This window comes from Streptodolium elevatio (genome assembly GCF_040649515.1).
GTDB lineage: Bacteria > Actinomycetota > Actinomycetes > Streptomycetales > Streptomycetaceae > Yinghuangia > Yinghuangia elevatio.
The window spans coordinates 86,049-110,549 of sequence record NZ_JBEZFP010000002.1 but is presented as its reverse complement, the minus strand read 5'-3'; the positions used below and the strand labels follow the sequence as shown (position 1 = coordinate 110,549).

The 24,501-nt window shown below is 67.3% G+C and carries 29 protein-coding genes; 12 read left to right on the top strand and 17 right to left on the bottom strand.

Annotated features, from left to right (window positions below):
* Nucleotides 1-19 precede the first annotated feature (19 nt).
* The 10 genes from AB0C36_RS01550 to AB0C36_RS01505 all read left to right on the top strand — a co-directional run bounded on the left by AB0C36_RS01550 (nucleotide 20) and on the right by AB0C36_RS01505 (nucleotide 8,288).
* Nucleotides 20-1,075 (top strand): replication-relaxation family protein, encoded by a 1,056-nt coding sequence (locus AB0C36_RS01550; protein WP_358347567.1) that lies wholly within the window; start codon nucleotides 20-22, stop codon nucleotides 1,073-1,075.
* A 7-nt stretch (nucleotides 1,076-1,082) separates the two neighbouring features.
* Complete coding sequence (locus tag AB0C36_RS01545; protein WP_358347565.1) at nucleotides 1,083-1,997, top strand: C40 family peptidase; 915 nt, start codon at nucleotides 1,083-1,085, stop codon at nucleotides 1,995-1,997.
* Nucleotides 1,998-2,139: 142 nt separating this feature from the next.
* The gene (locus AB0C36_RS01540; protein ID WP_358347563.1) at nucleotides 2,140-2,286 is read left to right on the top strand and encodes a hypothetical protein; all 147 of its coding nucleotides are present in this window, start codon (nucleotides 2,140-2,142) and stop codon (nucleotides 2,284-2,286) included.
* 827 nt (nucleotides 2,287-3,113) lie between these two features.
* Nucleotides 3,114-3,374 (top strand): acyl carrier protein, encoded by a 261-nt coding sequence (locus AB0C36_RS01535; RefSeq protein WP_358347560.1) that lies wholly within the window; start codon nucleotides 3,114-3,116, stop codon nucleotides 3,372-3,374.
* A gap of 279 nt (nucleotides 3,375-3,653) precedes the next feature.
* Complete coding sequence (locus AB0C36_RS01530; protein WP_358347557.1) at nucleotides 3,654-4,412, top strand: acyltransferase domain-containing protein; 759 nt, start codon at nucleotides 3,654-3,656, stop codon at nucleotides 4,410-4,412.
* Between the two features lie 402 nt (nucleotides 4,413-4,814).
* Entirely contained in the window at nucleotides 4,815-5,684 is an 870-nt protein-coding gene (locus AB0C36_RS01525) for a helix-turn-helix domain-containing protein (RefSeq protein ID WP_358347555.1), read from the top strand.
* Entirely contained in the window at nucleotides 5,681-5,908 is a 228-nt protein-coding gene (locus AB0C36_RS01520; protein ID WP_358347552.1) for a DUF397 domain-containing protein, read from the top strand. Before AB0C36_RS01525 ends, AB0C36_RS01520 begins: the two co-directional genes overlap by 4 nt.
* Nucleotides 5,905-6,153, top strand: a complete 249-nt coding sequence (locus tag AB0C36_RS01515; protein WP_358347550.1) for a DUF397 domain-containing protein — start codon at nucleotides 5,905-5,907, stop codon at nucleotides 6,151-6,153. The genes AB0C36_RS01520 and AB0C36_RS01515 overlap by 4 nt, the downstream gene beginning before the upstream one ends.
* Before the next feature lie 101 nt (nucleotides 6,154-6,254).
* Entirely contained in the window at nucleotides 6,255-6,665 is a 411-nt protein-coding gene (locus AB0C36_RS01510) for an HIT family protein (RefSeq protein WP_358347548.1), read from the top strand.
* 147 nt (nucleotides 6,666-6,812) lie between these two features.
* Nucleotides 6,813-8,288: a hypothetical protein gene (locus tag AB0C36_RS01505; RefSeq protein ID WP_358347546.1), complete on the top strand. Its 1,476-nt coding sequence runs from the start codon at nucleotides 6,813-6,815 to the stop codon at nucleotides 8,286-8,288.
* 302 nt (nucleotides 8,289-8,590) lie between these two features.
* On the opposite strand, the gene AB0C36_RS01500 is transcribed toward AB0C36_RS01505, so the two are convergent.
* The 11 genes from AB0C36_RS01500 to AB0C36_RS01450 form a co-directional block, all read right to left on the bottom strand.
* Nucleotides 8,591-9,103 (bottom strand): P-loop NTPase family protein, encoded by a 513-nt coding sequence (locus AB0C36_RS01500; protein WP_358347543.1) that lies wholly within the window; start codon nucleotides 9,101-9,103, stop codon nucleotides 8,591-8,593.
* Nucleotides 9,104-9,542: 439 nt separating this feature from the next.
* Entirely contained in the window at nucleotides 9,543-10,304 is a 762-nt protein-coding gene (locus tag AB0C36_RS01495; RefSeq protein ID WP_358347540.1) for a methyltransferase domain-containing protein, read from the bottom strand.
* Between the two features lie 48 nt (nucleotides 10,305-10,352).
* Entirely contained in the window at nucleotides 10,353-11,741 is a 1,389-nt protein-coding gene (locus AB0C36_RS01490; protein WP_358347537.1) for a serine hydrolase domain-containing protein, read from the bottom strand.
* The gene (locus tag AB0C36_RS01485) at nucleotides 11,738-12,568 is read right to left on the bottom strand and encodes an aKG-HExxH-type peptide beta-hydroxylase (RefSeq protein ID WP_358347535.1); all 831 of its coding nucleotides are present in this window, start codon (nucleotides 12,566-12,568) and stop codon (nucleotides 11,738-11,740) included. Before AB0C36_RS01485 ends, AB0C36_RS01490 begins: the two co-directional genes overlap by 4 nt.
* A 162-nt stretch (nucleotides 12,569-12,730) precedes the next feature.
* Nucleotides 12,731-12,901: a hypothetical protein gene (locus AB0C36_RS01480; protein ID WP_358347532.1), complete on the bottom strand. Its 171-nt coding sequence runs from the start codon at nucleotides 12,899-12,901 to the stop codon at nucleotides 12,731-12,733.
* 114 nt (nucleotides 12,902-13,015) lie between these two features.
* A complete protein-coding gene (locus AB0C36_RS01475) occupies nucleotides 13,016-13,918 on the bottom strand; it encodes a protein kinase domain-containing protein (RefSeq protein ID WP_358347530.1) in 903 nt (300 codons plus the stop codon).
* Complete coding sequence (locus tag AB0C36_RS01470; protein ID WP_358347527.1) at nucleotides 13,915-14,559, bottom strand: hypothetical protein; 645 nt, start codon at nucleotides 14,557-14,559, stop codon at nucleotides 13,915-13,917. The genes AB0C36_RS01475 and AB0C36_RS01470 overlap by 4 nt, the downstream gene beginning before the upstream one ends.
* The gene (locus AB0C36_RS01465) at nucleotides 14,556-15,284 is read right to left on the bottom strand and encodes a hypothetical protein (protein WP_358347524.1); all 729 of its coding nucleotides are present in this window, start codon (nucleotides 15,282-15,284) and stop codon (nucleotides 14,556-14,558) included. The genes AB0C36_RS01470 and AB0C36_RS01465 overlap by 4 nt, the downstream gene beginning before the upstream one ends.
* Nucleotides 15,281-15,913, bottom strand: coding sequence for a hypothetical protein (locus tag AB0C36_RS01460; protein ID WP_358347522.1), 633 nt, complete (start codon nucleotides 15,911-15,913; stop codon nucleotides 15,281-15,283). The genes AB0C36_RS01465 and AB0C36_RS01460 overlap by 4 nt, the downstream gene beginning before the upstream one ends.
* A complete protein-coding gene (locus tag AB0C36_RS01455; RefSeq protein ID WP_358347519.1) occupies nucleotides 15,913-17,802 on the bottom strand; it encodes a radical SAM/SPASM domain-containing protein in 1,890 nt (629 codons plus the stop codon). Before AB0C36_RS01455 ends, AB0C36_RS01460 begins: the two co-directional genes overlap by 1 nt.
* Nucleotides 17,803-17,835: 33 nt before the next feature.
* Nucleotides 17,836-18,270, bottom strand: coding sequence for an NUDIX hydrolase (locus tag AB0C36_RS01450; protein ID WP_358347516.1), 435 nt, complete (start codon nucleotides 18,268-18,270; stop codon nucleotides 17,836-17,838).
* A 423-nt stretch (nucleotides 18,271-18,693) separates the two neighbouring features.
* On the opposite strand from AB0C36_RS01450, the gene AB0C36_RS01445 reads away from it, so the two are divergent.
* Nucleotides 18,694-20,166 (top strand): helix-turn-helix domain-containing protein, encoded by a 1,473-nt coding sequence (locus AB0C36_RS01445; RefSeq protein ID WP_358347513.1) that lies wholly within the window; start codon nucleotides 18,694-18,696, stop codon nucleotides 20,164-20,166.
* 16 nt (nucleotides 20,167-20,182) lie between these two features.
* The gene (locus AB0C36_RS01440; RefSeq protein WP_358347510.1) at nucleotides 20,183-20,887 is read left to right on the top strand and encodes a 2'-5' RNA ligase family protein; all 705 of its coding nucleotides are present in this window, start codon (nucleotides 20,183-20,185) and stop codon (nucleotides 20,885-20,887) included.
* Nucleotides 20,888-21,153: 266 nt separating this feature from the next.
* On the opposite strand, the gene AB0C36_RS01435 is transcribed toward AB0C36_RS01440, so the two are convergent.
* The 6 genes from AB0C36_RS01435 to queC form a co-directional block, all read right to left on the bottom strand.
* The gene (locus tag AB0C36_RS01435; RefSeq protein WP_358347507.1) at nucleotides 21,154-21,906 is read right to left on the bottom strand and encodes a 7-carboxy-7-deazaguanine synthase QueE; all 753 of its coding nucleotides are present in this window, start codon (nucleotides 21,904-21,906) and stop codon (nucleotides 21,154-21,156) included.
* A gap of 138 nt (nucleotides 21,907-22,044) precedes the next feature.
* Entirely contained in the window at nucleotides 22,045-22,299 is a 255-nt protein-coding gene (locus AB0C36_RS01430; protein WP_435838958.1) for a hypothetical protein, read from the bottom strand.
* 142 nt (nucleotides 22,300-22,441) lie between these two features.
* Complete coding sequence (locus tag AB0C36_RS01425) at nucleotides 22,442-23,209, bottom strand: GTP cyclohydrolase I FolE2 (RefSeq protein ID WP_358347505.1); 768 nt, start codon at nucleotides 23,207-23,209, stop codon at nucleotides 22,442-22,444.
* A gap of 2 nt (nucleotides 23,210-23,211) precedes the next feature.
* Nucleotides 23,212-23,568 (bottom strand): 6-carboxytetrahydropterin synthase QueD, encoded by a 357-nt coding sequence (gene queD, locus AB0C36_RS01420; protein ID WP_358347503.1) that lies wholly within the window; start codon nucleotides 23,566-23,568, stop codon nucleotides 23,212-23,214.
* The gene (locus AB0C36_RS01415) at nucleotides 23,568-23,789 is read right to left on the bottom strand and encodes a radical SAM family protein (RefSeq protein WP_358347500.1); all 222 of its coding nucleotides are present in this window, start codon (nucleotides 23,787-23,789) and stop codon (nucleotides 23,568-23,570) included. Before AB0C36_RS01415 ends, queD begins: the two co-directional genes overlap by 1 nt.
* A gap of 2 nt (nucleotides 23,790-23,791) precedes the next feature.
* Nucleotides 23,792-24,487, bottom strand: coding sequence for a 7-cyano-7-deazaguanine synthase QueC (queC, locus tag AB0C36_RS01410; RefSeq protein ID WP_358347497.1), 696 nt, complete (start codon nucleotides 24,485-24,487; stop codon nucleotides 23,792-23,794).
* Nucleotides 24,488-24,501: the final 14 nt, after the last annotated feature.

The following is a 24,501-nucleotide window of genomic DNA, read 5'->3' as shown; positions in this document are numbered from 1 at the left end:
ATCAGGAGACACCGTCGACATGATCAGCATCGCCACTCCACAGCGCGCACTGCGCGGCCAAATCGTGCCGCGCCCGACCTCTCCCGCCGCCGTCGGCGCAGACCATCTCGGACTCCTCGCCCGTCGGCTCACGCCTCGCGACCGCTGGCTCGCCCGCATGCTCTACGAGCACCGCGTCTTCACCACCCGCCAGATCACCGAACTCGCCTGGCCCCAGCCGCGCGTGGCCAACTCCCGGCTGCTGGATCTGTACAAGTGGCGCCTCCTCGACCGCTTCCAGCCCCGGCAAGACCGCGGTCGCGCCCAGATGCACTACGTGCTCGATCTCGCCGGCGTCGCCGTCCTGGCGTACGAGGACGGACTGGAACCCCGCCGAGTGAAGTTCAGCCGCGACAACGCCTTCGGGCTGGCGCACTCACTGCGTCTCGCCCACATGATCGCCACAAACGGCTTCTTCACCGCTCTCGTCCACCACGGTCGCACCCCTGGCAGCACCGGCCGCCTCACCGCCTGGTGGTCTGAATCCCGGTGCGCCGAACACTTCGGCGACATCGTCAAGCCCGATGCCTACGGCCGCTGGACCTCTCCGGGGGCCGACCTCGAATGGTTCCTCGAACACGACACCGGCAGCGAACGCCCCGCCGGCAAGCTCGGAAGCAAAGTCCTCGGGTACGCGAAGCTCGCGGCGACCACCGGAATCGTCACCCCGGTCCTCTTCTGGACCACCACGATCAGCCGCGAGGCCGCCGTGCGTCGTGCGCTCGCCGACGCGGTCCCCCACCTCGCGGACCCCTCGCTCGTCCCGATCGCCACAGCGAGCATCGAGCAAGGGGTCCTCGACGGCGCCTCCGACCCATCCTGCGCCGCGTGGCTGCCACTGAGTCGACGGGCCACAAACCGCATGCCGCTGGTCGATCTCAGCGCGGCATGGCCACGCGTCCAGCAGCCCAACTCCGACGAGTCCGGTCAATCCGCCCCCGCGTCACCCCAGCTGAACACCACCCGCGCAGACCGGATCAACCCACCGAGCCCCATCCCGCCGAAGCCGATCCCGTTCGGTGTCCAACACCAGTGAGGCTGCAGTGGGCAAAGCCGTCACCATCGTCCTGGCGACTCTCCTACTCGGCATCGTCCTCGTCGCGGCGATGGCCGCTTCCCTGGTCGGGATGGTCGGCAGGCTCTTCACCGGCTTCGTCCCCGGAGCCAACGCGAGCGCGCAAGCCAGCTCCGACATCCCGGCCGACTACCTGACGCTCTATCAACAAGCTGCCGCCACATGCCCCGGTCTGCCCTGGGCCGTGCTCGCCGCGATCGGAAAGATCGAATCCGACCACGGTCGCGCCCCCGACCTCGTCTCCGACGCCGGGGCTCTGGGACCGATGCAATTCATCGCTGACACCTGGGCCCAATACGGACAAGGCGGTTCCGTCTGGAAGCCGGCCGATGCCATCCCCGCCGCCGCGCGCTACTTGTGCGCCAGCGGAGCGCGGGACGGAAAGGACATACGTGGCGCGATCTTCGCGTACAACCACGCTGACTGGTACGTCGACAAGGTCCTCACCCAAGCCGCTGCCTACACAGCGGCACCGAGTTCCATGCCCGGATCCAATGCGGGTTCGGAAAGCCAGTCAGCCGCAATAGCGATCGCGTTCGCCCGGGCCCAGATCGGCACCCCCTATGTGTGGGGCGGCGACGGCCCCACAGAGGGGGGCTTCGACTGCTCCGGCCTGACCAAGGCCGCGTATGCCGCCGCCGGTATCACGATCCCGCGCGTCGCACAGGACCAGTTCCGTGCCGGCCCCCAAGTCCCCTACGGCGCGCCGCTTCTCCCCGGTGACCTGGTCTTCTACGGCACCGCGACCAACATCCACCACGTCGGCATCTACACGGGCAACGGCCTCATGATCGACGCCCCGCACCCAGGTGCTTTAACCCGCGAAACCCGATTCCGCTGGCCGGGCGACGACTATTTCGGCGCGTCGAGGCCAGGCAAGTAGGCGGAGTTGCATTCGCTGCATCAATGTCGCGCTGGATGTGGCTCCCTGCGGGGCAGGTCAACGGCGCATAAGGTTCCGCATCCCGATCCGCCCGGCCCACACCGCGGCCCTGGTCCAACTCGCCGAAGACCTTCCGCCTGCAATGCTGGCTCCGATGCTCGGCCTGCACATCGTGGCTGCCGTGAAATGGCGCCGCCGCGCCGCCACCAACTGGACCGCCTACCTCCAAGCCCGCGTCGCCACGAGTCGGCGCGTCGAGCTGGTGACCGCCGAGACCGACCGTGCATAGCACCGCCCCGCCCCCTCGGCACGGACAGCGCCACCTCGCCTACCGGTCACCGGTTCGGATAAACCACCGCGCGGCGGCGTCGGTCTCGTTCCTCGTGGCGGCACAAGGACAAGGGCTCCGATACGTGCCTCACAGCGGTGGGCGCTGGTGGACCACCCCGATGTAGACAAGAGGAACAGCCCACGTCTCGAGTAACCCGCCCCGCCAGTCCAAGAGGCGGAATGGACCGCCGCCGAACGCCAGGCGTACGCGGGCGCATGTTCCAGCTGCTGACGTTGACGGCCCAGGACACCGCCATGGGCGACGAGCTGGCACGGTCGGGGACGATCCCCCTGCTCGGAGCTGGCCGCTGCGAGATCGGTCGAGGGCCTCGTCGGAGGCGCGCCTTTTGCGTGCGCGTGTAATCCACGGTGGGGATGTTGTCCGGGCCGTGTGAGCCGTGATTTGTCTGACGGGCCCCGAGGGCTTGCCGACGAGCGCCCCTGCGTGAGCCTGGCGTGAACACGCGCACGCGTGGCGTGCATCGCCATGCTTCGGGCTGATTCACGCTGTTTGCGTGAGCACTGCACGCGGTGGGGAGGTCTCGCTTCAACGGCGTTGCACGGATTCGGTTTTCATACGCCGAAACGCTGTTCGCCAAGTTGTTTCAGACTTCCACTCAACCCAGATGTCGCCGCTCTTTCGGCGATTGACACCAGATCATCTGCGCGCGTGCCTCGCGTCATTCCCGATCCGCTGGTGATCGGGACCGCGAGTTCGTGCTGTGCCGCCGGTCACCTCCTGGACATCTGCCTGGCGGGTCACCTCAGACAGGAGCTGGAATGCCAATGATCTGCACGCTTTCCGACCTGCAGATATTGCTCGAGACGAGCAACATTCCCCTGGAAGTCGAGTTGAGCGAAGAGCATCTGGACACTCCGCTGGCCGAGTTGGGTGTGGATTCCCCATCTCTGCTTGAGCTCGCCGACTGCATCCATGACTGCTACCTGGTCAGGATTCCAGGCGACAGCGTGCACACGTTGCGGACCGCAAGGCTGATTCTCGCGTACGTGAACGAGCGCGCCGGTGTCGCTGGCGGGGCGATGTGAGCTCCAGCCCCCGGCGCAGCGGCCACAGTCGCATCATCAGCCAGCCTTCGGGAAGTCGTCTGCGGAGCGGCCACATCAACGGGCCTGCACCAGACGACACTTCGCCTGGATGACGTCGCGTATGACCGCATCCAGCTCCGCCGTGTGCTGGTGCGACCGCGGACGGGCCTCGGGGGCGCTGACGTTGCCACCGCCGACTCCATATGCGGTGTGCCACGAGAAATAGATATTCCGCTCATCCAGCTACTTGTCCTGTTCCTCCCACGGAAAGCGGTCGTGATGCGTGAAAAGATCGTTATAGCGATGCCGGGAACGATCGACATGCCGCAATCAGGTGCGCTCAAGACGATCGCGGAGACTCCGGCGGTCCGCACCTTGCTGGCTGAGATCGACCTCGCAGGAGCTGAGTTTGGGGTTCCGCCGCTCACCGCCTACCTCACCTCGCCCTCGGCCAGGCTCGACGAGGTGACGCCGGAGGTGCACTATCTCGCGTTGATGGCGGTGTCTCTTTCGGTTTTCGAGGACTTCGTCGCTTCGGGCGGCGAGCCGTACGCCATCTTCGGGCAGAGCATCGGCGAGCTGTGGGCGCTTGTGGCCGGGGGCGGCCTGGATGCGGCGGACGCCGCCCGGCTGGCGTGCGTCCGCAGCCAGGCGCTGAGCCGGCACGGGTGGCCGGGGGCCATGCTGGCGGTCGGCGCGAGCAGTGCGGCCGTTGTCCGGGAGTTCGGCGCATCGGTTGTCGACAGCGTGCTCGGCAGTCATCTGCCCACTCTCCTCTCAACTTTCAAGATGCTCCCCGTGCGTGCCACGACGCCCTGTCCCGGCAGTCGCGGGGAGGAGGTGTTTCGTACATGTCGGTGGATGGCGTGCCGCCCGCCCGCAGCGCCAGGCGTTTCGGCGAGGACGTCGCGTACCCCAGCCGGACTGGATGAACGGTTCGGCCGTGCCGCGTGCCTCGCAGATCGGTATCGCACCCACTGGCCCCTGACGCGTCCGCGCTGCCCGCTGGTCCTGATGGTCTTTCGGGAGTGCCGATAGCTCGGGCGGCGCGCAGGCGTTGAACGCGCGATGAGGAACAGCCTCCGCCAGGAACGGAATTGCGACGTTCCCGAAGACGCCGTCGGTCCGTTCTCGTAGGTCGGGCAGGAGACCGGGAGGCTTTCGGCGGCGCTCGCCGGACGCGTCAGATCACCCTGGTCGGGCACTGCAACCTCCTTGGCTGCATGTGCGTAGACACCCAGAAATTCCACGGTCAGTGATCATCCAAGTGCCATCGGTAGTTGGCTGATTCAGCTTGCTCCCCCTCTCGGCATCACGTCAAGCACGTGACTGGCAAAATGCCAAGCAGGTGCCAAGTCGGGCTTCGGGCGTACGATTGCCGCACTTTCGTGATGTCGAACGGACCGCGTTCTCCGTTCAGAGGCAGGAGAAGAGGGGGCTATGGCGGACGCCGGGTCGAGCAGCCCAAGCCGGGCACGCCGCGAACTGGGCAAGGCGCTGCGCGGATTGCGGGACCAAACCGGCGACACGGCGGAGGAGGTCGGTGCGCAGATCAGGCTGAGCGGTTCACAGGTCACCCGCATCGAAACCGGGGAACGGACGTGTTCCGCCAAGGCGTTCGCCGCCCTCATGGACCTCTACGAGGTCGACGGCGAGCGGCGTGCCGAACTGGAGGACCTGGCCAAGCTGGCGCGTCGGCGCCAACAGCCCTGGTGGCAAGAGCAGTACGGCGATACGGTCTCGGCGAAGTACGCCCGGCTCTTGGAGTACGAACACGACGCCACGGCACGCCTCGACTACCAGACCGTGCTTCTGCCGCCGCACTTCCAGACCGAGGGATACGCGCGGGCAGTGACCGCCGTGGGCTTCGCCGCCCTCGGGCCCGACCAGGTCGACGCCCTGGTCGAGGTGCGCATGATCCGCCAGCACCGCCTCAACGGCGAAAACCTGCTGACCGTCACGGCCGTCGTCACGCAGGCCGCGCTGGACTTCCACGTCGGCGGCCTCAAAGTCCACAAGGCCCAGTTGCGCCACCTGCTGGAGGTCACCCGGCTCCCGAACGTCTCGCTGCGCGTCATCCCCTACGAACAGGGCGAGAACGGCACACAGGCGGGCGCGTTCAACATTCTCCAACTCCCCGGAGACGCCCCTGACGTGGCCTTCGCGGAGTCCGTCGCGGGTAATGTCATGCTGGATGCTCCCCTGGATGTCCGGCGGCTCAACCGGCTGTTCCGCAACCTCGCCGACGTGGCCCTGGATCCGGAGGAGAGCCGTGCCCTGATCCAGCGCGTCGAGAGAGACCTGACATGAACGTGAGCGGCCTGTACGAGATCGAGCTGGACGATGTCACGTGGCGCAAGAGCAGCTACACCGCCAACAACGACCAGTGCGTCGAGATAGCCGACGTGCCCACGTCCCCGGCCGTGGCGGTACGCGACTCGAAGAACCCCCACATCCCCGCGGCGCGGGTCTCCAGCACCGCCTGGAGCTCCTTCGTCCAAGCCGCCAAGCAAGGAAGTCTCCGGCCGGCATGACCGCCCGCGCGAAGACCGACATCTACCACCTCGACCTGTCCGACGCGATCTGGCTGGCCGCACCGGGAGCCGCCCCGGACGACCGCATCGAGATCGCCCACCTCGACGGCGGGGCGGTGGCACTGCGCAACCCGGCCGACCCGAACGGAACCGTCCTGCGCTACACGGCCGCCGAATGGGCAGCCTTCATGAACGGCGTCCACGACGGCGAATTCGACACGCCGATGACCGGCGACCGACCGTAACAGCGGAGCCTCCGGAGGAATCCGACGTGGTCCAAGCTCGTTCGGCCGACGGCGGATCCGCGCCGGTTCAGGCATCGTGAGCAGTAGAGGCGCCCAGCCAGATGGAATGCATCTTCTGCTCGTTGATCCGAGATGGTGCCGCCACCTGGGTGTCGCGCGGACCGACGGCCAGTGCGTTCGCCCCGCTGGACCCGCTCGCCCCTGGGCACACCTTGGTGGTCCCCACCAGGCACTACGCCGACATCTTTGAAACGCCCGAGTATGTGCTCACCGACACCGTCGCGCTTGTGCAACGCGTGGCTGACGCGATGCGCAGCGCCCTGCGGGCAACTGGGGTCAACATTCTTCACGCCAGCGGAGTCGGCTCGGAGCAGTCCGTCCCTCACCTGCACTTCCATGTCGTCCCTCGCTGGCCAGACGACGGATTTTCAACCTGGCCTACCGCACGGTCGCAGCACAGTGTCTCGGATCCCATCACGCAAATCGCGCACACGCTTTCGACGCGGCCGTAACCGCCCTGGGTGCCCACCTTCGAGCAGAGTCCCGAGAGGACTGGCGGTCGGGAGTGTCAGCGGAGTGATCCTGAAGGCCATCATGGCCGATGCCAGAATTGAGCGTTGGACGGCACACCCGGTGACGGGTCGAAACGGGGGCGCAGGGTGGAGCAAGGGAACGACCGGCGCAGCAACTGGCGTTCGCGGCTGATATGGAACCGCGCGCTGTTGTGGGTCTCGGGGACGCTGGTGGTGGTCATGGTCGCGATCGGTGTCGTGCTGGACCTGCGTGACGGCGATCGCGACGACGCGGGTAGCAACCCCCGGGAGTCACCTGTCCCAGCCGCGGGCGCTCCCTCCGGGGCCGCGCCCGCTGCGGGTGCGGCGTTGCCGGTGGGGAAGGACTTCGATGCGCGGCGCGGCTGGCAGTTCGAGGTCGCTGCGGACGCCTACACCAGCGGAAGGGCCGGGTTCCCGCACACAGCGTTCGCGCGCCGGGCCCAGCAGGTGGTCTACCTGGACGAGTCCGGTGCGGTGCGGGCCGTGAGCGCGGCCGACGGGCGTGAGGTGTGGTCTTGGGGGCCGGCCGGGCTGGAATACGCCGCCCGGGCCGCGTTGGTGGTGGTGGACACGCCCGGCGGAGAATACGTGGCGGTGGTCTCGGAGCAGGAAGCGGCGCCGGTGGTGGGCGCCTATCCCGAGCCCATCACCTTCGTCGATCTCGCCGCCGTCAGCGCCACCGGGCCTTTGTCTCTCGCCCGGCGGGTGACGGTTGAGGGCCTGGGCTGGCAGGCGGTGGCGACGCCGACCGGGCTCATCCTCGACAGCAGCACCGCGACGTCCGTGGCCATCGACCCGCAGACCGGAATCCAGACGCCCATGGCGCCGCGGAACGTGTCGTGCCCGCAGGGGACTTGCGCTACCTCCCCGGTGCTGTCCACGGCTCGCGGTGCCGTAGCCGCGTGGACGCAGTCGACCGGTTGCGACCGGTACCAGCAGGCCGGTGGGCCTTCGTGCGCACTGGGGTGGGAAGTCGGCACGGCGTGGGCCAGTACCGCAGTGGCGCCGGCGGGGAAGCCGGTCGGCGTCCCGCTCGGGGTGACGGACCGCTACCTGGTCGCAGCCTGGCAGGGCACCACCAACCTCATCACGAACCCCGAACTCAACAGCGCGCAGAACACCGTCTTCGCCGTGCACGACCTGGCGTCCGGGGCGGTGATCGCGCAGACGGCGTGCCGTTCGCCGTACACCCTGGGGCTGTATCCCGGCTCTGCCCAGCCGTCGACGCAGGCCTCGCCGGGTGGCCGCTTCCTGGCGTCCGGCCAGGTCGTGTTCGACCTACAGGCACGGACCGGGCGATGCCTGACCGCAGATGCTGCGCGCCTCGGCGTGGACATCTGGTCGGTCGACGACCGCGGCACCGTGTACGGGACAGTCGGCGACACCGCCGTATTCGGCCAGCTTCCGGTTCCGGTGGCACCGACGTTCAACCCGAGCTGGTCGGTCCAAGCTGTACGCGTCCCGCTCGGCGGCCAAGTCGAGTTGCTCCCGCCGGGCACCCTGGTGCCGTTCGCCATCGCCGCCGACGGCACGGGGGTGTTCCGGACCGGCGACGCTGTGGGCGCGTATGGCGGGACGTGAGGACTTCCCGGATACGGCAGCGGACCATACGAACGAGCGTGCTGCACAGGTCAAGACTCGGCATCATCCCGGCCTCCGACGATCGTCTCGGTAGTCGCCATTGAGGAAACCCATCAACTGTGCGGCGGAAACGCAGCATTGGTGCGTCTCCGACTGCTGCCATCGCCAGAGAACGGAACGGCGAGGTCGAGCGGGACCAATGTGGCACCGCACGTCCACGCGGGTTGCCAACCGGGACGGAGAATCGCCCCGGGTACTGGAAAGGGGCTACTGGTCGACGTCGTCACGGCCAACCCCTAACCTCACCCGGCGGCCGGCTCCAGCGAGGCGAGCCATCGGTTCACGGCCCGGCGGGAGGTGAACACGTGAACGGTGGCGTGCGTGCCGTGCTCGGCGATCAGATGCTCCACCTTGGGGCGCATGCGCCTGCGGTAGCCCAGGATGTACTGGACGACCCCCCACGTAATCCGGTCGTACACTCCCTGGCCGGGGTGCTGCCCGCCCCGGTACCGCAGCCGACGGCGCAGGACGCCGAACAGGGCGACGGCTGGAGGGATGTCCAGGAAGATCACGGTGTCGCATGCCTTCAGCCGGATGTCCAGGGTCGAAGCGTAGTTGCCATCGATCACCCAGGCCGGCGCGGCGACCAGTTCGCGTTGGCGTGCGGCAAACTCCTCCGGCGCGAGCGGAGTCCAATCGTCCGCGTAGTAGACGGCGTCCAGATGGGTGACGGGCACCTCCAGCAGCGCCGCCAAGCGGTTGGCCAGCTCCGTCTTGCCCGAGCCGCCGACGCCGATGACGCTGATCCTGCGCACGACATGGGAGCGTACCTGGTGCTTGGGGATGACCCGCTCCGGCGCTCGAAGGCGACCTGATCCGATCACTCGTGGGGGCGGTGCCGATGACGGTGGCGGCTGTGCGGTGACCGGCGCCGTAGCGTGGACGCGTCACCGTTGCCCCTTGCTGTCGGCGGGCTGGCCTGCTCAGAGGTGCGGAACGCCTGCCGGTCCAGGCACGGATTGTTCGTGACTCCGACCGGCCCAGGCGACCCGCCATCGCCCGCCCGGGCCACCCCCGGCCCGCCAGTTTCTGTCGTCACTGCCGAAATTGGATCAGTGCGTGGAGGTCGTAGGCGACGAGCGCGGCCCCCGACGGCTTGCCGGAGGGCAGGTCCCAGCAGCGGACACGGCCGTCACCTGACGCGGCGGCCGTACGTGCGCCCGTAATGGCCATAGGTCAGTCTGCGAGGATCGTTTACGGACGCTCGGCTACCGCGATCACGGTGACTTCCGTGAAGTAGAACGTTCCGCGCACGTCGGCTTCGGACACCTGCAGCCGCCAGCGCTCAACGTCGTCGAGGCTGGGGACGCCCGTTCCGTGCCGTGACGCCGAGCGCAACGCGCCGTAGACCTCGTCGACTCGCTCCGCCGCATGTCCGTCGAGCTCAGTCGACGCAGAAACCATCGATTCGACCATCGTCAAGCGCAGCGAGCTTTGACGAACCAGTCCGGGGAGTTTGCGGCCGACGCGGCCGTCGGCGTTGTCCATCCAGGGCTGGGGCAGATCGGCGTAAGCATGGCAGACCCGGCGGTCGAGGTCGGCGTCCGCTCCGGCGATGATGAGCGAATCGAAGTCGACGTGCGCGAGGACCAGCCGTCCACCCGGCCGCAGCACTCGGGCCACATCGTGGAGCAGCGCGACGGGATCGGGAACACACTCGACGGTGTTGTACGAGAGGACCACATCGACGGAGCCATCCAGAAGTGGCAGTGGGTCGCGCAGATCCGCGATCGCCACTCCGGATCGTCCGCCTATATGCCTTTTCAGGACGTTCACCGCGGCACGCAAAGACTGTTCGGATCGGTCGATGCCCAACAAGCGGGCTCCGGGAGCGGCCAGGGCCAATGCGCTCAAGGTGGGGCCGGCGCCGCAGCCCAAGTCGACGACGATCTCACCGGGCCTCGGCGCGGCGAGGGCGAGCAGGCGTTGATGGATGGGTTCGTCGGCGCTGGACATCGTTTCAACCCTCACACAGTTCGAGCGGCGGACAGTTCCCCGTCAGCGTCAGCCTCGGCCGCCGACGGTTCCGGGCTTGAGCCGGTAGCGCAGGTCAGGTGCACGCCGGAGATCGAGAATGAACTCGCCGGGAGGGAATTCGGCGTCGTCGCTCTGCGCGGCAGGGAACGTCAATGTGTAGCTGTCGGACGTGTATTGCCCCTGGCTGGTGTGCTGCAGCGGCTCACGGGCGCCTCGGCGCCACAGGTGCAGTACCCCGGCGCTGAGGGACAGCCGCAGCGTCCCAGGGACGGCCTCGCACTCGTACGTGCCCAGGATTGTGTGCGGTTCCTCGGGTCCGAGGTTAGGGCCAGCATCCGGTTGCGTGTCCGTGGGGTGCTTCCGTCGGTTCTGAGTTGCGGACGCGAGGAGTTGGTCCGCATCGACGTCGGGGTTCCCTACGATTTCGGCGAGCACTGTCGCAAGGATGTGATCGGCAGGCATGTCGGTGCGGTTGGACAGGCATACGATGCGCAGTCCCCACGGCGTGAGATGGGTGGCGGCCGAGAACCCCTGCTCATGGCCGTAGTGGAAGACGGCAGTTCGTCCACGGCGCGGATCGGCGTATAGGCCGGCCCCGTAGGTGAACGGCGTGTGGTCGCTGGGCTGGTAACTGACATGGCCGTCGAACGGCATCGGGCTCGTGGAGGCGGCCCGCCTCCATTCGTCGGCGAGGTGGGCGAGCCAACGGTCGAGGTCAGCGGCACTGCACCAGAGCGAGCCAGGGCCGGGGAGGGTTACAGGGCGCTGCTGGTGGCTCCAGCCTCCGCCGTCAGGGCCGTAGCTGCTGGCCGCGCCGGGTATGACCTCGGTGGGGTGGCGCTTGAAGCGCGTGGCGTTCATGCCCAATGAGTTGAACACCTGTTGTTGTGCGATGTCTTGCAGGTCGCCTCCGTGGATCTGACGGAGGATCTCGGCAAGGAGCAGGTATCCGGTGTTGCTGTAGAGGAAGTGGCCAGGCGGAACGGCTCTGTGGTCTTGGCGGTACGCGAGTTCGAGCAGGTCGGCGCCGGTGTAGTGGTCGAGATCGCGGAAACCGGCCAGGGACAGCAGGGATTCGGCGTCTCGGACGCCTCCGCGGTGCCGGATGAGGTCGCGTACCGACACGTCGGGGATCTGAAAGCGCGGCAGATGTTCGCTAACCGGGCGGTCCAGGTTCAGGCGGCCGTCCTGGACTGCACGGACGCAGAGGTATGCGGTGATCTGCTTGGCGACGGAGCCGACGTTGAAGACGGTCGTCGCTTCGACCGGTGCGACAAGTTCGAGGCTGGCCAGCCCCAGAGACGCCTGTGTCGTCGGCCCGTTGACGGGGTGAATGCGTAGCGTTATGCCCGGCTCGGCGGCGTGACTCGTGCCGCTGGGGATCTCCGGAGTCGACGTGCTGCGGGTGCCGTTCACAAGGTGAGTGCCTCACGGTAGACGGCGGCGAGGCGGTGACGCAGTTCGGTGTCGGTCACCAAGGCGAGCGCACGGGCGTGGTCGTCGATGGTCTGGGCGAGACGTCGTCGCTGCTGGTCGAGGTAGGCGGCGAGGAAGCGGTGTACGTCGCTGTCGGTCTCCCCCAGGACGCGGGCCGCGTAGATCATGGTCAGCGGGAAGGCCCAACAGGCGTGCAGGAACCCGAAGGCGGGCCGGCTTGTTCGTTTCCAGGGTGAGTAGAAGCACGACTCGTCGCTGATCCTGCACGAGGTGGCGGCAAAGGCGTCGTTCAGCCAGTTGTGGGCGGCTTCGTGGACCAGGTCCCGGGCGAGGACGACCGGGTCGCCGACGTGGTCGCAGAAGACGGTGCCGGGAAGGCGAGTGATGGTCCAACTGTCCAGGGTGTCGCCGAGGACTTTTCGGCGGAGGAAGCAGACCACGACGGCGTGGGCGCCCAACAGCTCGCCAAACCCTGCGGCATAGCCCGCCGCGAATGCGGACTCGGCCAGTTCGCGTAGTCCGGCAGGGGCCGCGCTGCTCTGGGGGCCGATGACGTAGTAGGGGGTCTCCGAGATCGTAGACCGGGGCAGGCGACGGAGGTCAGGTGCTACGACGACGCGAGGACCGACGTCGGTGGCGATGGCAAGGGCAAGCGCGTTTCCGTCGGGGTGTTCTCGGTACCAGTTGAAGGTCGCCGTGTCCCCGTTGCGCGCTGCCGACTCGGCACCTTCGAGGGCGTGGTGCGCCAAGCAGTACTCCGCTGCGGCCACTGCGGGTGCGGGAGTGACCGCCATGTGCGAGGCCACGGGCTGGACAATGCCGCGAATACGTCTGGCCCGCTCGTGGTGCAGGGAACGGATGGGTGCGAAGGAGAAGGCAGCGGCCAGGGTGGGCACGGACGGGCTCCCTCGTGAGGTAACGGCCTGGGGCCGGGCTCGGGCCCGGCCCCAGGAGCTGTTCACATCGGTCTACCGCTGGTGCGGTTCGCGGGCAGTGAGCGCCTGGCTGTCGTCGGCGGTCTCGTGGATGGGCCAGCCTTCGGCGGAGACGCTGGAGGTATGGGCGGTCGTGCGGACGTCTTGGTCGTCGCCGCGCATTGCGTCCACTGCGGCGAGGAACTCGCTGATCCGGTCGTCCATCGTTGTGCTCGTCCTTCCTGGCTCGGGTGACAGGTGGGTGCACGTGCTGGAGTTGGGTGGCGCGGGGGTGCTCTGGCGGTGTGCATCTGGGTTCCGTTTCGGTGTGACGCCGTGTCAGCGACGGCGTTCGGCCGATGGGCTGGTGACCTCAGCTGCTTGGCGTAGGACGTCGCGCAGTTCGCTCATCGCAGGGCGATCCTTCGGTTCCGGGGCGAGTGCCGCGGCGGTCACCGACCCCAGAGCGGCAGGGGCGGCGTCGAGCCGGGAGTGTCCATGGCGCGGGATATCCGCGCAGACGAGGCGATAGATCAAGACGGCCAGGCTGAAGACGTCGGCGGCCGGCGTGGCGCGGTCATAGGAGAACGCGTACTCGGGAGGCCAATGGACTTCCGGGCCTCTCGCGACTGGCCCACGCGGTGTGTGGACGTGGCGAGCCGCTCCGAGGTCGGTGATCAGTCCGCGGCCGTCGAGGACGAGGATGTTCTCCTGGTAGACGTCGCGATGGACAAGCCCGCGTTCGTGAAGGCCGCGGAGTCCTTCCGCGACGTCGGCCAGGATGCCCAGGCCGGCCGCTACCCCTCGGTTGTCGCGTGCCGCGAGCAGCGGACGGAAGTTGCCACCGGGGCAGTACGGCATGGTGTACCAGTCGAACCGGTCGGCGCTGCCGTCTTCCAGAAGCGGCACGACGTGTTCGATGCCTGCGGCCTCGCGCGTGAGGGCTGCTTCGTGCTGGAAGTCCTCACGAGCGAGAGCCCGTTCGACTTCCGTCATCTCCGCGTACCAGTAGAAGCCGTACGCCGCTCGACGTGTCTCCTCGTCCAGGTCCGCCAGGACGTGGTTGCTGCCGAAGCCCGCTTTGAGGACTACGGGAGGTTCGTCGTTGCGGCTGGCCAGAAGCAGGGTGCTCGCACGCGTGAAGGCCAGCAGGTCGTGTACGTGCCATCCGCATTCGCGGACCTCGTCAAGGACCCAGGCGGCGGGGTGCATCGGGTGGAGACGCATGATGCTGTTCCTCATATTCGCATGGTCGTTGCCGCTGATCGCATAAGCCGGGCACGACACTCAGCCACGAGCCAGGCGAGGTCGGGCTGGGTAGCGCACGAATGCCGCAGCACCGGCAACCCCGTCGTGTCGGTCCACACCGTGACGGCCAGATCGAATAGTTCGGCAAGCCGAGAAGCCGTCTGCGCGTCCTCTCCGAACCGGCGCCTGGTGGCACGGTCAGAAATTCGGCCGTGGCAGAGCTCCAGCGGAGTGGTCAGCAGCACAGTCAGATCAGCCCGCGCTGCGGGTACCTCGGCCAACTCCCGTACACAGTCAGCGACGGGCAGGTCGTGCACCAGGGCCAGCAGACAAGCGGTGGACAGAGTGAGGCGGTCGGCGATCACCGCGCCGAGGCGCAACGCCGGGATGAGGTTGTGACGTGCGTGCAGTTCCAGGTCGCGTCGCATGGCACGCAGGGCTTGCTCTGCAGTGCGCGCTGGGCGCCCTGCACGCAACTCGATGACGGTGCGTGTGGCCTCAAGCGAGAGCCACGAGAACTGCCCCACGTGCGCCAGTGGGACGCCGTCGTAACGTGCCCCCTCAAGAAGCCGGTCCCGCATCGTGCTCTTCCCGGCTCCAGCGATCCCTTCCAAGGCCAGCAGCACGCCCGTCACCCCTGCTCCTCGGCGATGAGCCAGCTGATGAACTTCGCAACCCTGCCCTTGGCCACCGGTTCGGTCCCGTGGGTGAGCTGCGAGCCGTAGACCAAGGCGGTGCCGGGTGCGGGACGCACAGTCCAGCGGGTGCGAGGCAACCGCGCGAACCAGTCGGCAGAGTGGTCGGCCCCGTCGTGGGCGAGCCACATGCCATCCGCGTAGCCGTGCCCGCCGGCCTCGTCCAGGCGGGTACTCCACATGACGTCACTGGAGGACGTCTCAACGTAGAACGCACCGCCAGCCTCGGCCTCGGAGATCACCACGCTGATCCCGGCGATCTGCCGAGGCCAAGCGAGAGGGTCAGGGGCGATGCCGTCAAGATGTCCAGTGATGTACTGCCCTGGGCCGTACTCCACGTAGGTCCACGGACGGCAAGCGGTGATTGACGGCATGACGCGCGAGAGCGCAGGTCGAGCGCGGTCGAAGGCGCCTTGCAGCACCTGCTCCACCTCGGCGGGAATATGTGGTGCTTCCAGCCTTCCGCAGGGCTCGTACACGGCCATCGCACGCTCGTGCGAATGCCCCGGGATCTCATGGATCGAGGTGGTCCGGCCGTCGCTGAATCGGACGCGCTCCTCGGTCCCGAGGAATGCGTCCATCACAGTGGCCAGCCGGGCGCGTTCCCCGTCCGTGAGGAATCCCTCGACGCTGCCCAGCGTGACCGTCTCAGATACGTGGATCATGGGTCGGTCCTCCTTCCCAGCACGCCGCGCACGTCATCCAGGCTTGTGCAGTGATTGAGCCAACTCGCCACAGGTCGCTGGGAGATCGATGTCGGGTCGGCCCAGAGCGACAACAGCTCCCCGGTCAGGGGCAGCTCCTCTGGGCTCGGCAACCCAACCGGACAGGCGAAACCGCCGTCGATTCGGTCCGGCCTCGGACACAGCGACGCGTGTTGAGCGGCGAACGCCCGCCCCAGCCTGGCGCCCACCGCATATCCGCAGGCCCGTGCGAGCACCTCGGTGGACGGAGTCCGCCCATAGGCCCGGTGCTCAATCTCCGCCCATCCCGCGCCGACGGCGGCACCGGCCGAAGCGACGTGGCAGGTCGCGCAGCAGGAACCAGTCTGTACCGGGCATGGCCGGTGGTGGGCCGGAAGAGTCTCCGCGACTTCCCGGAGCACCTCCCAGGCGGAACCCTCCAACAGTTCGTCGACAGTGCCCTGCGTCGGCGGGCCATCCGAGTGGTTGCAGCACGCCTCGCCGGCTACCGACTGCGGCCGGTCCCGGCTGACGGGTTCGATGAAGAGCGCGTGGAAATACACGATCCGCCCGATGAGCTGATGGACCGTCAGCGTGTCCAGAGCTGTCATCACGCCGGCTCCCCCGGGACGACCGGCGGGGAGGCCGACGGCACCGGGCACGAGCATTCTCCGCTCGCTGTGGGGCGCACGTCCGCGAGCGCCTTGCTGACGATCGCGGTGGCCGTGTCCAGGGCGTCGAAGTACTCGGACCACGTGTGGCCAGGGGTGGGCGCCAGCGCGAGATCCAGCACGGGAGTGGTCTCACCGGTCGTCTCACACGTCAGTTCCGAGCGTCCGGCAGTCGCTGTCACCGACGAAGGGAGCGCTGGGGCGGCCGTGGTCATCGCGCGGCACAGCGCGGCGGCGATCGCGGCGTACTCTCCCGAGTGACGTGGGAGGATGCCGATCCGACGCTCGGCGGTCGCTACGTCCAGCCCGACGTACGCGTGGCCTTCGCAGCTGTCATAGGTGACCACAGACCAGTCCCGGGTCACGACGTCGACCAATGGGCCTACACCGGGTTCGATCGCCTCATGCCACTGGGGATGGGCGGGATCCAAGTCGTCGGCTTCGTGTATGCCGGGCAAGCCAACCGTGTTGATGTTGCCGTGCGCGCTCGTTCGTAGCCGTACAGGCTTCCGGGAAACGCTCACAGCGTCCCAACGGGCAACGAAGCCCGTGACGTCGCGCATACTGTTCGGCTTTCGCGGACGCCAGCGAACCATTCGGCACCACGTGCCCGCCGGGTGGGCTGGCTGGGACACGAGCGCCGCGATGCCGTCGATCATCCGCATTCTGTAGTCGCAGTAGGCGTCCTGGTCACCGCGATCGTCGTACCGGCGGCGGGTGGCGACGCACCCACCACCGCAGGGAATTCGGTAAGCGCATTCGACGCATCGCCGCATCAGGGCCTTGCCTTCGTTGAGCAGCGGTAATCTCCGCTGCTCGGCGAGGACGGACGATATGTTCGCGGTCTCGTCGAGGTTGGTGAGCTGGGCCTGCGGCCAGGGCAGTTCGTCGCAACTCCCGAGTCGGCCGTCCGGGTAGAGCGTGAAGACGTGATCGCACTTCAGGTCGGAGAAGTGGCAGAAGCCGGTGTCCAGCCCACGGAGTCGCCGAATGGTGGACACGGTCGGTTCGAGTTTCATACGGGCGAAGTGCCCCGCGTGGATCCAGTGCGCGCTGGCAGCCAGGACGAAGTCGGCATACTCCTGCGGTTTGACGGCCCAGGCCGGGCCCGCACGCCCATTGAGAGCGCTTCGCTGGAGCAGTCGACTGGCCGGCGGCCGTTCGCCTGGAGCGGCAGTCGGACGCTCGACCCCAGCGTCGAAGCACGGCACGAAGCTGACCGCGTTCACCGCCGAGAATGACGCGAGGTGATCCAGGACGGCTTCCGCGCGGCCAAGCACGGCCGGGGTGACCGCTGCGATCACGCCTACACTCCGACCGCAGTGGCCCAGCAGTCGCAGTGCGGCGGCAACGCGTGGGTAGACCGGGCGTCCGTCGTAGCCGACTCTCCACGCGTTCCCGCGAGCATCGCCGTCTAGGGAGACGCCGATCTCCAAGCCCGGATAGGTGTCGTCGAACAGGTCCAGCCACCGCTCGTCCAACAGCACGCCGTTGGTCTGCAACGAGACGCGCACAACGGACGGCTGCTTCGCGAGTTCGCGCAGAACGGCGGCGAGGTGATCACGTCCGGCGGTGAGGGGTTCGCCGCCGTGCAGTTCCACAGCGAGCGGCCGTCCCCGGAAGAGATCGGCAAGCCGTCGCACCTGCGCGGCGTCGATCCGCGCCCCTCCGGGGACTTCCTTGCGCTTCTCGTAGCAGTAGAGGCAGTCGATGTCGCATGTCTCGCCGCGCAGCTTCAAGATCACCGAAACGGCGCTGGCGGTGTCCTTCACGTCCAGGTCCCGATACAACTGCGCTATCGGGCCCCGCTGTTCCCTGGTGCGGTACATCGGCTGCCTCCAGGCGGGCCGTGCCCGGCGAGATCAGTCGTAGAGCCGCCCGAGCAGGGCGCCCTGGCCCGACTGGAGGATGTGGGCGGCCTCCAGCGGCACCCAGAAGCACTCGAAGTGCGTGGGCTCCTGCTCCCCGTCGTGGTCTTCCTGACTGGTCCACCGCTCCGGGGTGGGCTCGGTCAACTCCAGGTGGAAGACGTGGCGGCGCTGAATCTCGAACCGGTAGGGACTGATGTCGTACTCGGTCTCGCCGAGCTTGCGTACGATCTTGAAGTCGTTCAGGCCGGTCTCCTCGCGCGCCTCGCGTAGCGCTGCCGACTCCGGCGTCTCACTCTCACGGATGCTGCCGGCCGGGACCTGGATGCCGACCTCCTCGTAGCTGTAGTCCGTGTGCCGGAACACCAGCAGCCGACCGTCACGCACGATGTAGCACAGGACCTTGTCCTTGGTGACCCTCTCGGGCACGGGAACACCCCTTCTTCATCCGGTGGAAACGGGCGCGGCGACACGGGCGCCCGAGTTCGTGACACAGCCGCGCGTTCCGCCGAGCGGCGAACACCCATGGGCTGGCGAACAACGCTGAGTCTATGCGCAGTAACCGGCTGTGCCGACGCGTCCAGAGGTATCGAACAGGCGTACCAGATCAGGCGACTGTAGCGCCCACCGTGCGCCGGTCGGTGCGTCGCGAGCCACGGCCCAGCAACGGATGACATCGATCACCTCCCGTGGTGCGGTACGTCTCTCGCCCCATGCCCGACCAGGTCTGCGGCGCGTCCCCTGGGATGCCGCATCCGAACGGCGACAACCGCCGGGAACACAGGGACAGTTGGAGACTTGCGTATGGTTCACCATGGTGGACGTCGATTGGCGACCGGGCTATGAGCGTTTATGAGCACCGGGCGACCCGGCGGCCTGAGGAGGACAGCTCGGCGGGCGGGGGCGTACGTGGGCGTGGATGAAGACCGTCGGTGTGTGCTCTGCGGCTCCCACCTGAGCCGCTTCAACGCGGGGACAGCGTGTGGTCCGTGCCAGCGCGCGGGGAAGGCGGCGGTCGACCCCGCCTTCTGGGCCGACGAAGCGGTCCAACACGCCGCACGCTCCTGGGACTTGGGCAGGCTCGTACGGCTGTACCGTCAGCACACCGGACTCTCGCAAACGGCCGTCGCCCGGAGCGTCAACATCGACCAAGCCGAGGTCAGCCGCTTGGAACGCGGGAAGAAGGTGATCCGCGATCGAAAGCAACTCCTCCAGTGGGCCACCGCGCTCGCCGTCCCAAGTGAACTGATCGGGGCCCTGCCGCAGGCGCCTGGCGGCCCCGCTGCCACGGATGAACCGGCGGTCACGCACCTCGCGTCCGCTCGCACCACGTGGGAGCACGCGATCGACATCGCCCGGCGCGTCGACTGGGCGACCTCGACTGGCATCGCACCAGAAGCGTTGGACACCCTTGAGCAGTCGATCACCGCGATCGTGGCGCGGTACGAGGTAGAGGGGCCCCAGCTCCTCGCGCCGGAAGCGACGCGCCTACGCCGACGAATCCAGGGACTACTTGAACTACCGCAACCGCCGCGACAACGCGAATGGCTCTACGTCACGGCGGCGAAAGTATCCGCACTGCTCAGCTACATGGCGGTCAATGCCGGCAAGCCCGAACTGGTGGCCGCGTACTGCGCAGAGGCCTTCCACTTCGCGGAAGCCGTTGATGACGTTGACATGCTTGCGTGGATCCGCGGGACCCAGTCCTTGGCCGCGTACTACGCGGGGCGCTTCGCAGAGGCCGTCGACCTCGCCCGGCACGGCCAGCAACTCGCCCCTGGTAGCCGGCAGTCCATCAGACTTCTGATCAACGGCGAAGCCCGTGCGCTCGCCAAACTCGGGGACCGTGCAGGGACCGACCGCGCCGTCGACGCCGCCTTCACGTTGCTCGACCGCCACGCGGCACCCACTGGGCTCACGTCCTGCATCTCGTTCGGCGCTTACGGCAGAGCCCGAACCGCCGCCAACGCCGCGACCGCGTACGTGGCCTTACGCGACACCCGCCAAGTCCTGACGTGGGCCGAGCAGATCGAAAGTCCCGTCGAACAGTCCGATTCCTCATGGAGCCGTGCGCTGGTCCGCCTGGACATCGCGACCGCTCTGTTACGCGACCGGCAGCCCGACGTCGAACAGGCGATGAGCCTGGGACGGGAAGCCCTCACGATCTCCTCCGAACACCCCATCCGATCCGTCTGGCAACGAGCCCACGAACTCCACGGGCACGCCGAACGGTGGCTCACTGTGCCCGATGTACGCGAGTATGCCGAAGCACTCCACGCCTGGCGCACGCTTCCCGAAAGCCAGGCCATCGCCCCAGCGGACTGACCGGCCAGGAGGCCCCGTGGCATACCCGCCCACGTCACCCACGCCAGCATCGTCGCCGCACCCCGCGCTACCGCCGTCGCTCACCGACGCCGATGCCATCGCCACGAGTGACTGGGAGGCGTTCTCCTCCATCCGGTCGATGGTCAACCACTGGGACCGCCCAGGCTGGACCCCGGGCCGACGCTCCTACCACTGGTTCCTCACCTTCCCCGACGCGCCCGACCTGGCGTCCACCGCCGCCGAACTTCAGGCCGAACTTGCCCACTTCCGCCTGGACGTCATCCCCGCGGATGGCCTTCACATCACCATGGCCAAACTGGGCTTCACCGACGAAGTGACCGACGAACACCTCAGCACCGCCATAGGCGCCACCGAGCGCGCCTGCGCGGCCATAGGCGCGTTCGACTTGCGGGTCATCCCCCTCGCCGGCTCACCAGGCGCGGTCCGGTTCAGCGTGGCCCCCTGGGCCCCACTGACCGCAATACGCGACGCCCTCCCAACCGCACCATCCGGCTCGGCATTCCGTCCCCACCTCGGGATCGCCTACAGCAACCGCACCATGCCCGCCAAACCGGTCATTGACGCCGTAGCGGCCTTGCGTTCTCGGGAATCGGTCAGCCTCCCCGTAGGCGAACTGCACCTCGTAGAACTACGCAGAGAACACCGGACCTACCGCTGGGACCTCGTCAAGAGCTTCCTATTGGGAACGTCGACGCACTGATGCATAGCCGTCACGTCGCAACCGTCGCGGACCGTCACCTGGTGACACACCGCCAGGTCGGCAACCTCCGGCACGGGGTGCCCCGCGCCCCATCAACCACACGTACTCCAGACGCTGCCGCGCATGCCGGGCCAACTCGCGAGCCACCACTCGCTCGCGCACTTCTCGCTGCTCCTCCGCCGACAACTCCAACCGCAACACCTTCGGCATGGCAGGACCCTCCCGCCAAATCACCCACCCAGCACAGCGGATTTCACCGAGAAAGCTTAGCGGTCCGGGTCGTCGCCCCAGAGCAGAACGTGCGTACGCAAAGACAGCCCGTATCCGCGCGCGAGGGCGGTGTCGACCATGCGTCGGGCCGTCGCGGTGTTGGTGCGTGCGTCGGATCCCTCAGGCATCACCATCACCCGTCGCGATGGGATCGCCACATCGGCGACGATGCAGTCCACCTCCGCGAGATCCGTCTCGAGGTCCGCGGTGACGACGAATTTGAACCACGCTTTGCCAGTATCGCGCAGGGCGGCGAGCGCCTCCGGTCGGTACCGCTTCGTGGGTCGGTTCCCGCTGTTCGCCAGCTTCGGTGACACGTTGTACTGCGTGACGACGGCGTCGAACGCGTCGACGGGGGCAATCGTGCCAGCCGTCTCGACGTGAACCTCGTTGCCCCATCCGTGCAGCCGGTCCAGCAACGGCACCAGGTCGCGCTGCTGCATCATCGGTTCTCCGCCGGAGACCACGACGACCGTCGGACGCCGCTCGACGTCCCACAACTCCCGGAGTTGCGCCAAGACCTCATCCGGCTCCATCGGCTTCATGCCGTAAGCCGGGTCGTCCCTGTCGTACAACCGCCCGCTGTGGGTCCTCGCCGCCTTCGCTTCGGTCACGGCCCAGGTGTACGCCGTGTCGCACCAGGCGCATTCCAGGTTGCACCCGAAGGTTCGCACAAAGAGGCAGTGTCGTCCGGCAGCGCTCCCCTCGCCCTGCACCGTCGGCCCAAACACCTGACTGATCTTGAGCATGCACCCTCTCCTACACGAACGAACGCAACAGCGTCCGGACAGCCGGCCCCACTCTGGTAGCCGCGGACGCTTCTTGCGATCCGGCATCCACAATGCGCGGCGGTAGCGCCGCCCGCCCGGGGATCCCGAAGGAGCGGCTCAGCAACCAGCTCCCCGAGTCACGTCGCCCTCACCAGGCTGCCCACCGGCAGGAACCTCGTCACCGAACCGGTCGCGGGAGAACGACAGCACCCGGCAGACGAAGTCCCGCAGCGTGTCTGCCAGGTCCTCGTTGCACCGTGCCGGCGAACAGTTCCCAGCAAGGCTGCTGTCGTCCGACTCCGGAGCCTGCGCCGTCAGGCAGTAGCGCGGGTAGTCCCCCAGCAACAGTTCCAGCGCGGCGCCGGTGGACACACCGCGCTGGCTGCGGACACTCGACTGCTATGCGACCTGGCTCAGGCTATCGACGCGTGTCGCGTGTTGCTGTTCGAAATCGACGAGGCTGAGGCAGCCCAGCGCGGAACTCTCGACAATCGGGGGAAGCTCGGGGCCGCATTCACCCAGCCACGTACGCGACCGCATCGTGGCTGTGGATGCTTTCAAGGTTGCGGACGCTGACTCTGTGACGGAGCCCGCGCTCACGGCAAACAAGACTGACGTTGCGGGCCATGTCCTCGACAAAAACCGGGTGGTCGTATGCCTGCATCGTGAGCACTCGTTCGTCCGTCCGCTTGACCAGTGGGATCACCGGCGCAGATGCCGAAGACGAAAGGAGCCGGACCGCGCTCTGCACCGGCAGGGGATACGGCGTGTCGCCGTGACCGCTCACGGCGAGCGTGATTCGGCTGCGCTGATTGTGCGCGCCATAGTCGGAGATGGCTTTGGAGCAAGGGCAGAGACTCGTCACGTCGGTGGTCACGGCTGTCGTCACCGTCACGGCTCCGTCATTCCACTGGCCCTCGACCCGTACGTCGTGAACCTGCTTCGACTCATGTCCGCTGGCCGGAGCGACGACGGTCGTGCTGATCGGCATCGACACCTCGACTGTGAACGCAGGAGCGTCCAGGAGGTGCGCACCAGTCTTAAGCAGATTCGGCAACTGACGGGGGTCGAATCTCTGCAGGTGGTCATGCACGAGTGCCACCATGCGGCTCATGTGCGTGCCCCGGCGATCATGCTGGAGCCGGACGGTGACCTCGATGTCCGCGACGCCCTCTTGGCGTAGGTACCCGTCTTCGAAGTAGATCGGATAGCGCAGTCCACTGATGCCCACACGGTCGAGTTCGATGCCTCGTGTGTCAGTTTCGTTCTGGATGTCGTGCATGCCTACATGCCTCGGTAGGTGCAGCCTGACGTGCACGTTTCGCGAACGGTCACCGCGGACAGGGCCGGGAGGTCCGGCTGCAGTCGTGTCCAGATCCATTGAGCCAGGATCTCGCTCGTTGGGTTCTCGAGGCCCGGGATCTCGTTCAAGTAGTAATGGTCGAGTTGGTCCTCGATGGGGCGGAAGACCCGTTTCACGTCCCCGAAGTCCATGACCCACCCGGCGTCAGGATCTACCGGGGCTTCAACGTGCACGATGACCCTGTACGAGTGCCCATGAAGCCGAGCGCACTTGTGTCCCTCCGGGACGTTGGGCAGCCGATGCGCAGCCTCGAAGCAGAACTCGCGAAAGATTTCCATTACTGAATTCCCAGATACTTGTGCGTCTGAAGAGAGAAGATCCAGCGCGGGTTCTTGATGCAGTACTCGACGGTCGCCTCAGTGTTGGTCTCCGCAGCCGGACCGTCTGCAGGCTGAAGACGGAAGGAGTGGAAATCCAAGTCCTCGAACTGCGCTGCATCACCGCCCGGTTGGGGGTCTCGTTGCAAGGTGCAGGAGATCTCTTTGACCAGATCGGTCATCGTCACATGCCCTGGTACTGCACGGGGTCGGTCACTCCCGCCTCGGCGAAGCCCTTGAGGCGCAGCAAGCAGGTCTCGCAGTGGCCGCAAGCGCGTCCCTGCTCGTCCGGGTCGTAGCAGCTAGATGTGAGCGAGTAGTCGACGCCGAGGCGAAGGCCCTCGCGCACGATGTCAGCCTTCGACATGGCGATGAGCGGGGAGTGGAGCTTCAACTCTTGTGTGCCTTCGACGCCGGCACGGGTCGCAAGGTTGGCCATGCGGGCGTAGGCGTCCATGTACTCGGGACGGCAGTCGGGGTAACCGCTGTAGTCGACTGCCGTTACGCCGGTGAAGATGTCGCTCGCGTTGACTGTCTCCGCGTAGGCGAGGGCGAACGACAGGAAGATCGTGTTGCGCGCCGGAACGTACGTGATCGGCACACCTCCGTCACCCGTGTCGTCCAGGGAGTCGTGCTTGGGGACCTCGATGTCCGAGGTCAGAGCGGACCCACCGAAGACTCGAAGATCGATATCAACGACGACGTGCCGTGCCACGCCTTGCTCCTCAGCTACGCGCTTTGCGGCCTCGAGCTCGATGCTGTGCCGCTGCCCGTAGCGGAAGCTGAGCGCGTACGGCGTGTAGCCCTGATCCTTGGCGATGGCCAAGACCGTGGTCGAGTCCAGGCCGCCACTCAACAGAACGATCGCGGGACGTCCCATGCCTCACTCCCTAG

Coding starts and splice junctions, on each gene's coding strand:
- AB0C36_RS01455 (WP_358347519.1), bottom strand. CDS start 17,802: ATGTACCGCACCAGGGAACAGCGGGGCCCGATAGCGCAGTTGTATCGG.
- AB0C36_RS01425 (WP_358347505.1), bottom strand. CDS start 23,209: ATGCACGACATCCAGAACGAAACTGACACACGAGGCATCGAACTCGAC.
- AB0C36_RS01445 (WP_358347513.1), top strand. CDS start 18,694: ATGAGCACCGGGCGACCCGGCGGCCTGAGGAGGACAGCTCGGCGGGCG.
- AB0C36_RS01540 (WP_358347563.1), top strand. CDS start 2,140: ATGCTGGCTCCGATGCTCGGCCTGCACATCGTGGCTGCCGTGAAATGG.
- AB0C36_RS01535 (WP_358347560.1), top strand. CDS start 3,114: ATGATCTGCACGCTTTCCGACCTGCAGATATTGCTCGAGACGAGCAAC.
- AB0C36_RS01520 (WP_358347552.1), top strand. CDS start 5,681: ATGAACGTGAGCGGCCTGTACGAGATCGAGCTGGACGATGTCACGTGG.
- AB0C36_RS01495 (WP_358347540.1), bottom strand. CDS start 10,304: ATGTCCAGCGCCGACGAACCCATCCATCAACGCCTGCTCGCCCTCGCC.
- AB0C36_RS01510 (WP_358347548.1), top strand. CDS start 6,255: ATGGAATGCATCTTCTGCTCGTTGATCCGAGATGGTGCCGCCACCTGG.
- queD (WP_358347503.1), bottom strand. CDS start 23,568: ATGGAAATCTTTCGCGAGTTCTGCTTCGAGGCTGCGCATCGGCTGCCC.
- AB0C36_RS01465 (WP_358347524.1), bottom strand. CDS start 15,284: ATGATCCACGTATCTGAGACGGTCACGCTGGGCAGCGTCGAGGGATTC.
- queC (WP_358347497.1), bottom strand. CDS start 24,487: ATGGGACGTCCCGCGATCGTTCTGTTGAGTGGCGGCCTGGACTCGACC.
- AB0C36_RS01460 (WP_358347522.1), bottom strand. CDS start 15,913: ATGACAGCTCTGGACACGCTGACGGTCCATCAGCTCATCGGGCGGATC.
- AB0C36_RS01515 (WP_358347550.1), top strand. CDS start 5,905: ATGACCGCCCGCGCGAAGACCGACATCTACCACCTCGACCTGTCCGAC.
- AB0C36_RS01550 (WP_358347567.1), top strand. CDS start 20: ATGATCAGCATCGCCACTCCACAGCGCGCACTGCGCGGCCAAATCGTG.
- AB0C36_RS01415 (WP_358347500.1), bottom strand. CDS start 23,789: ATGACCGATCTGGTCAAAGAGATCTCCTGCACCTTGCAACGAGACCCC.
- AB0C36_RS01475 (WP_358347530.1), bottom strand. CDS start 13,918: ATGAGGAACAGCATCATGCGTCTCCACCCGATGCACCCCGCCGCCTGG.
- AB0C36_RS01525 (WP_358347555.1), top strand. CDS start 4,815: ATGGCGGACGCCGGGTCGAGCAGCCCAAGCCGGGCACGCCGCGAACTG.
- AB0C36_RS01435 (WP_358347507.1), bottom strand. CDS start 21,906: ATGCTCAAGATCAGTCAGGTGTTTGGGCCGACGGTGCAGGGCGAGGGG.
- AB0C36_RS01530 (WP_358347557.1), top strand. CDS start 3,654: ATGCGTGAAAAGATCGTTATAGCGATGCCGGGAACGATCGACATGCCG.
- AB0C36_RS01480 (WP_358347532.1), bottom strand. CDS start 12,901: ATGGACGACCGGATCAGCGAGTTCCTCGCCGCAGTGGACGCAATGCGC.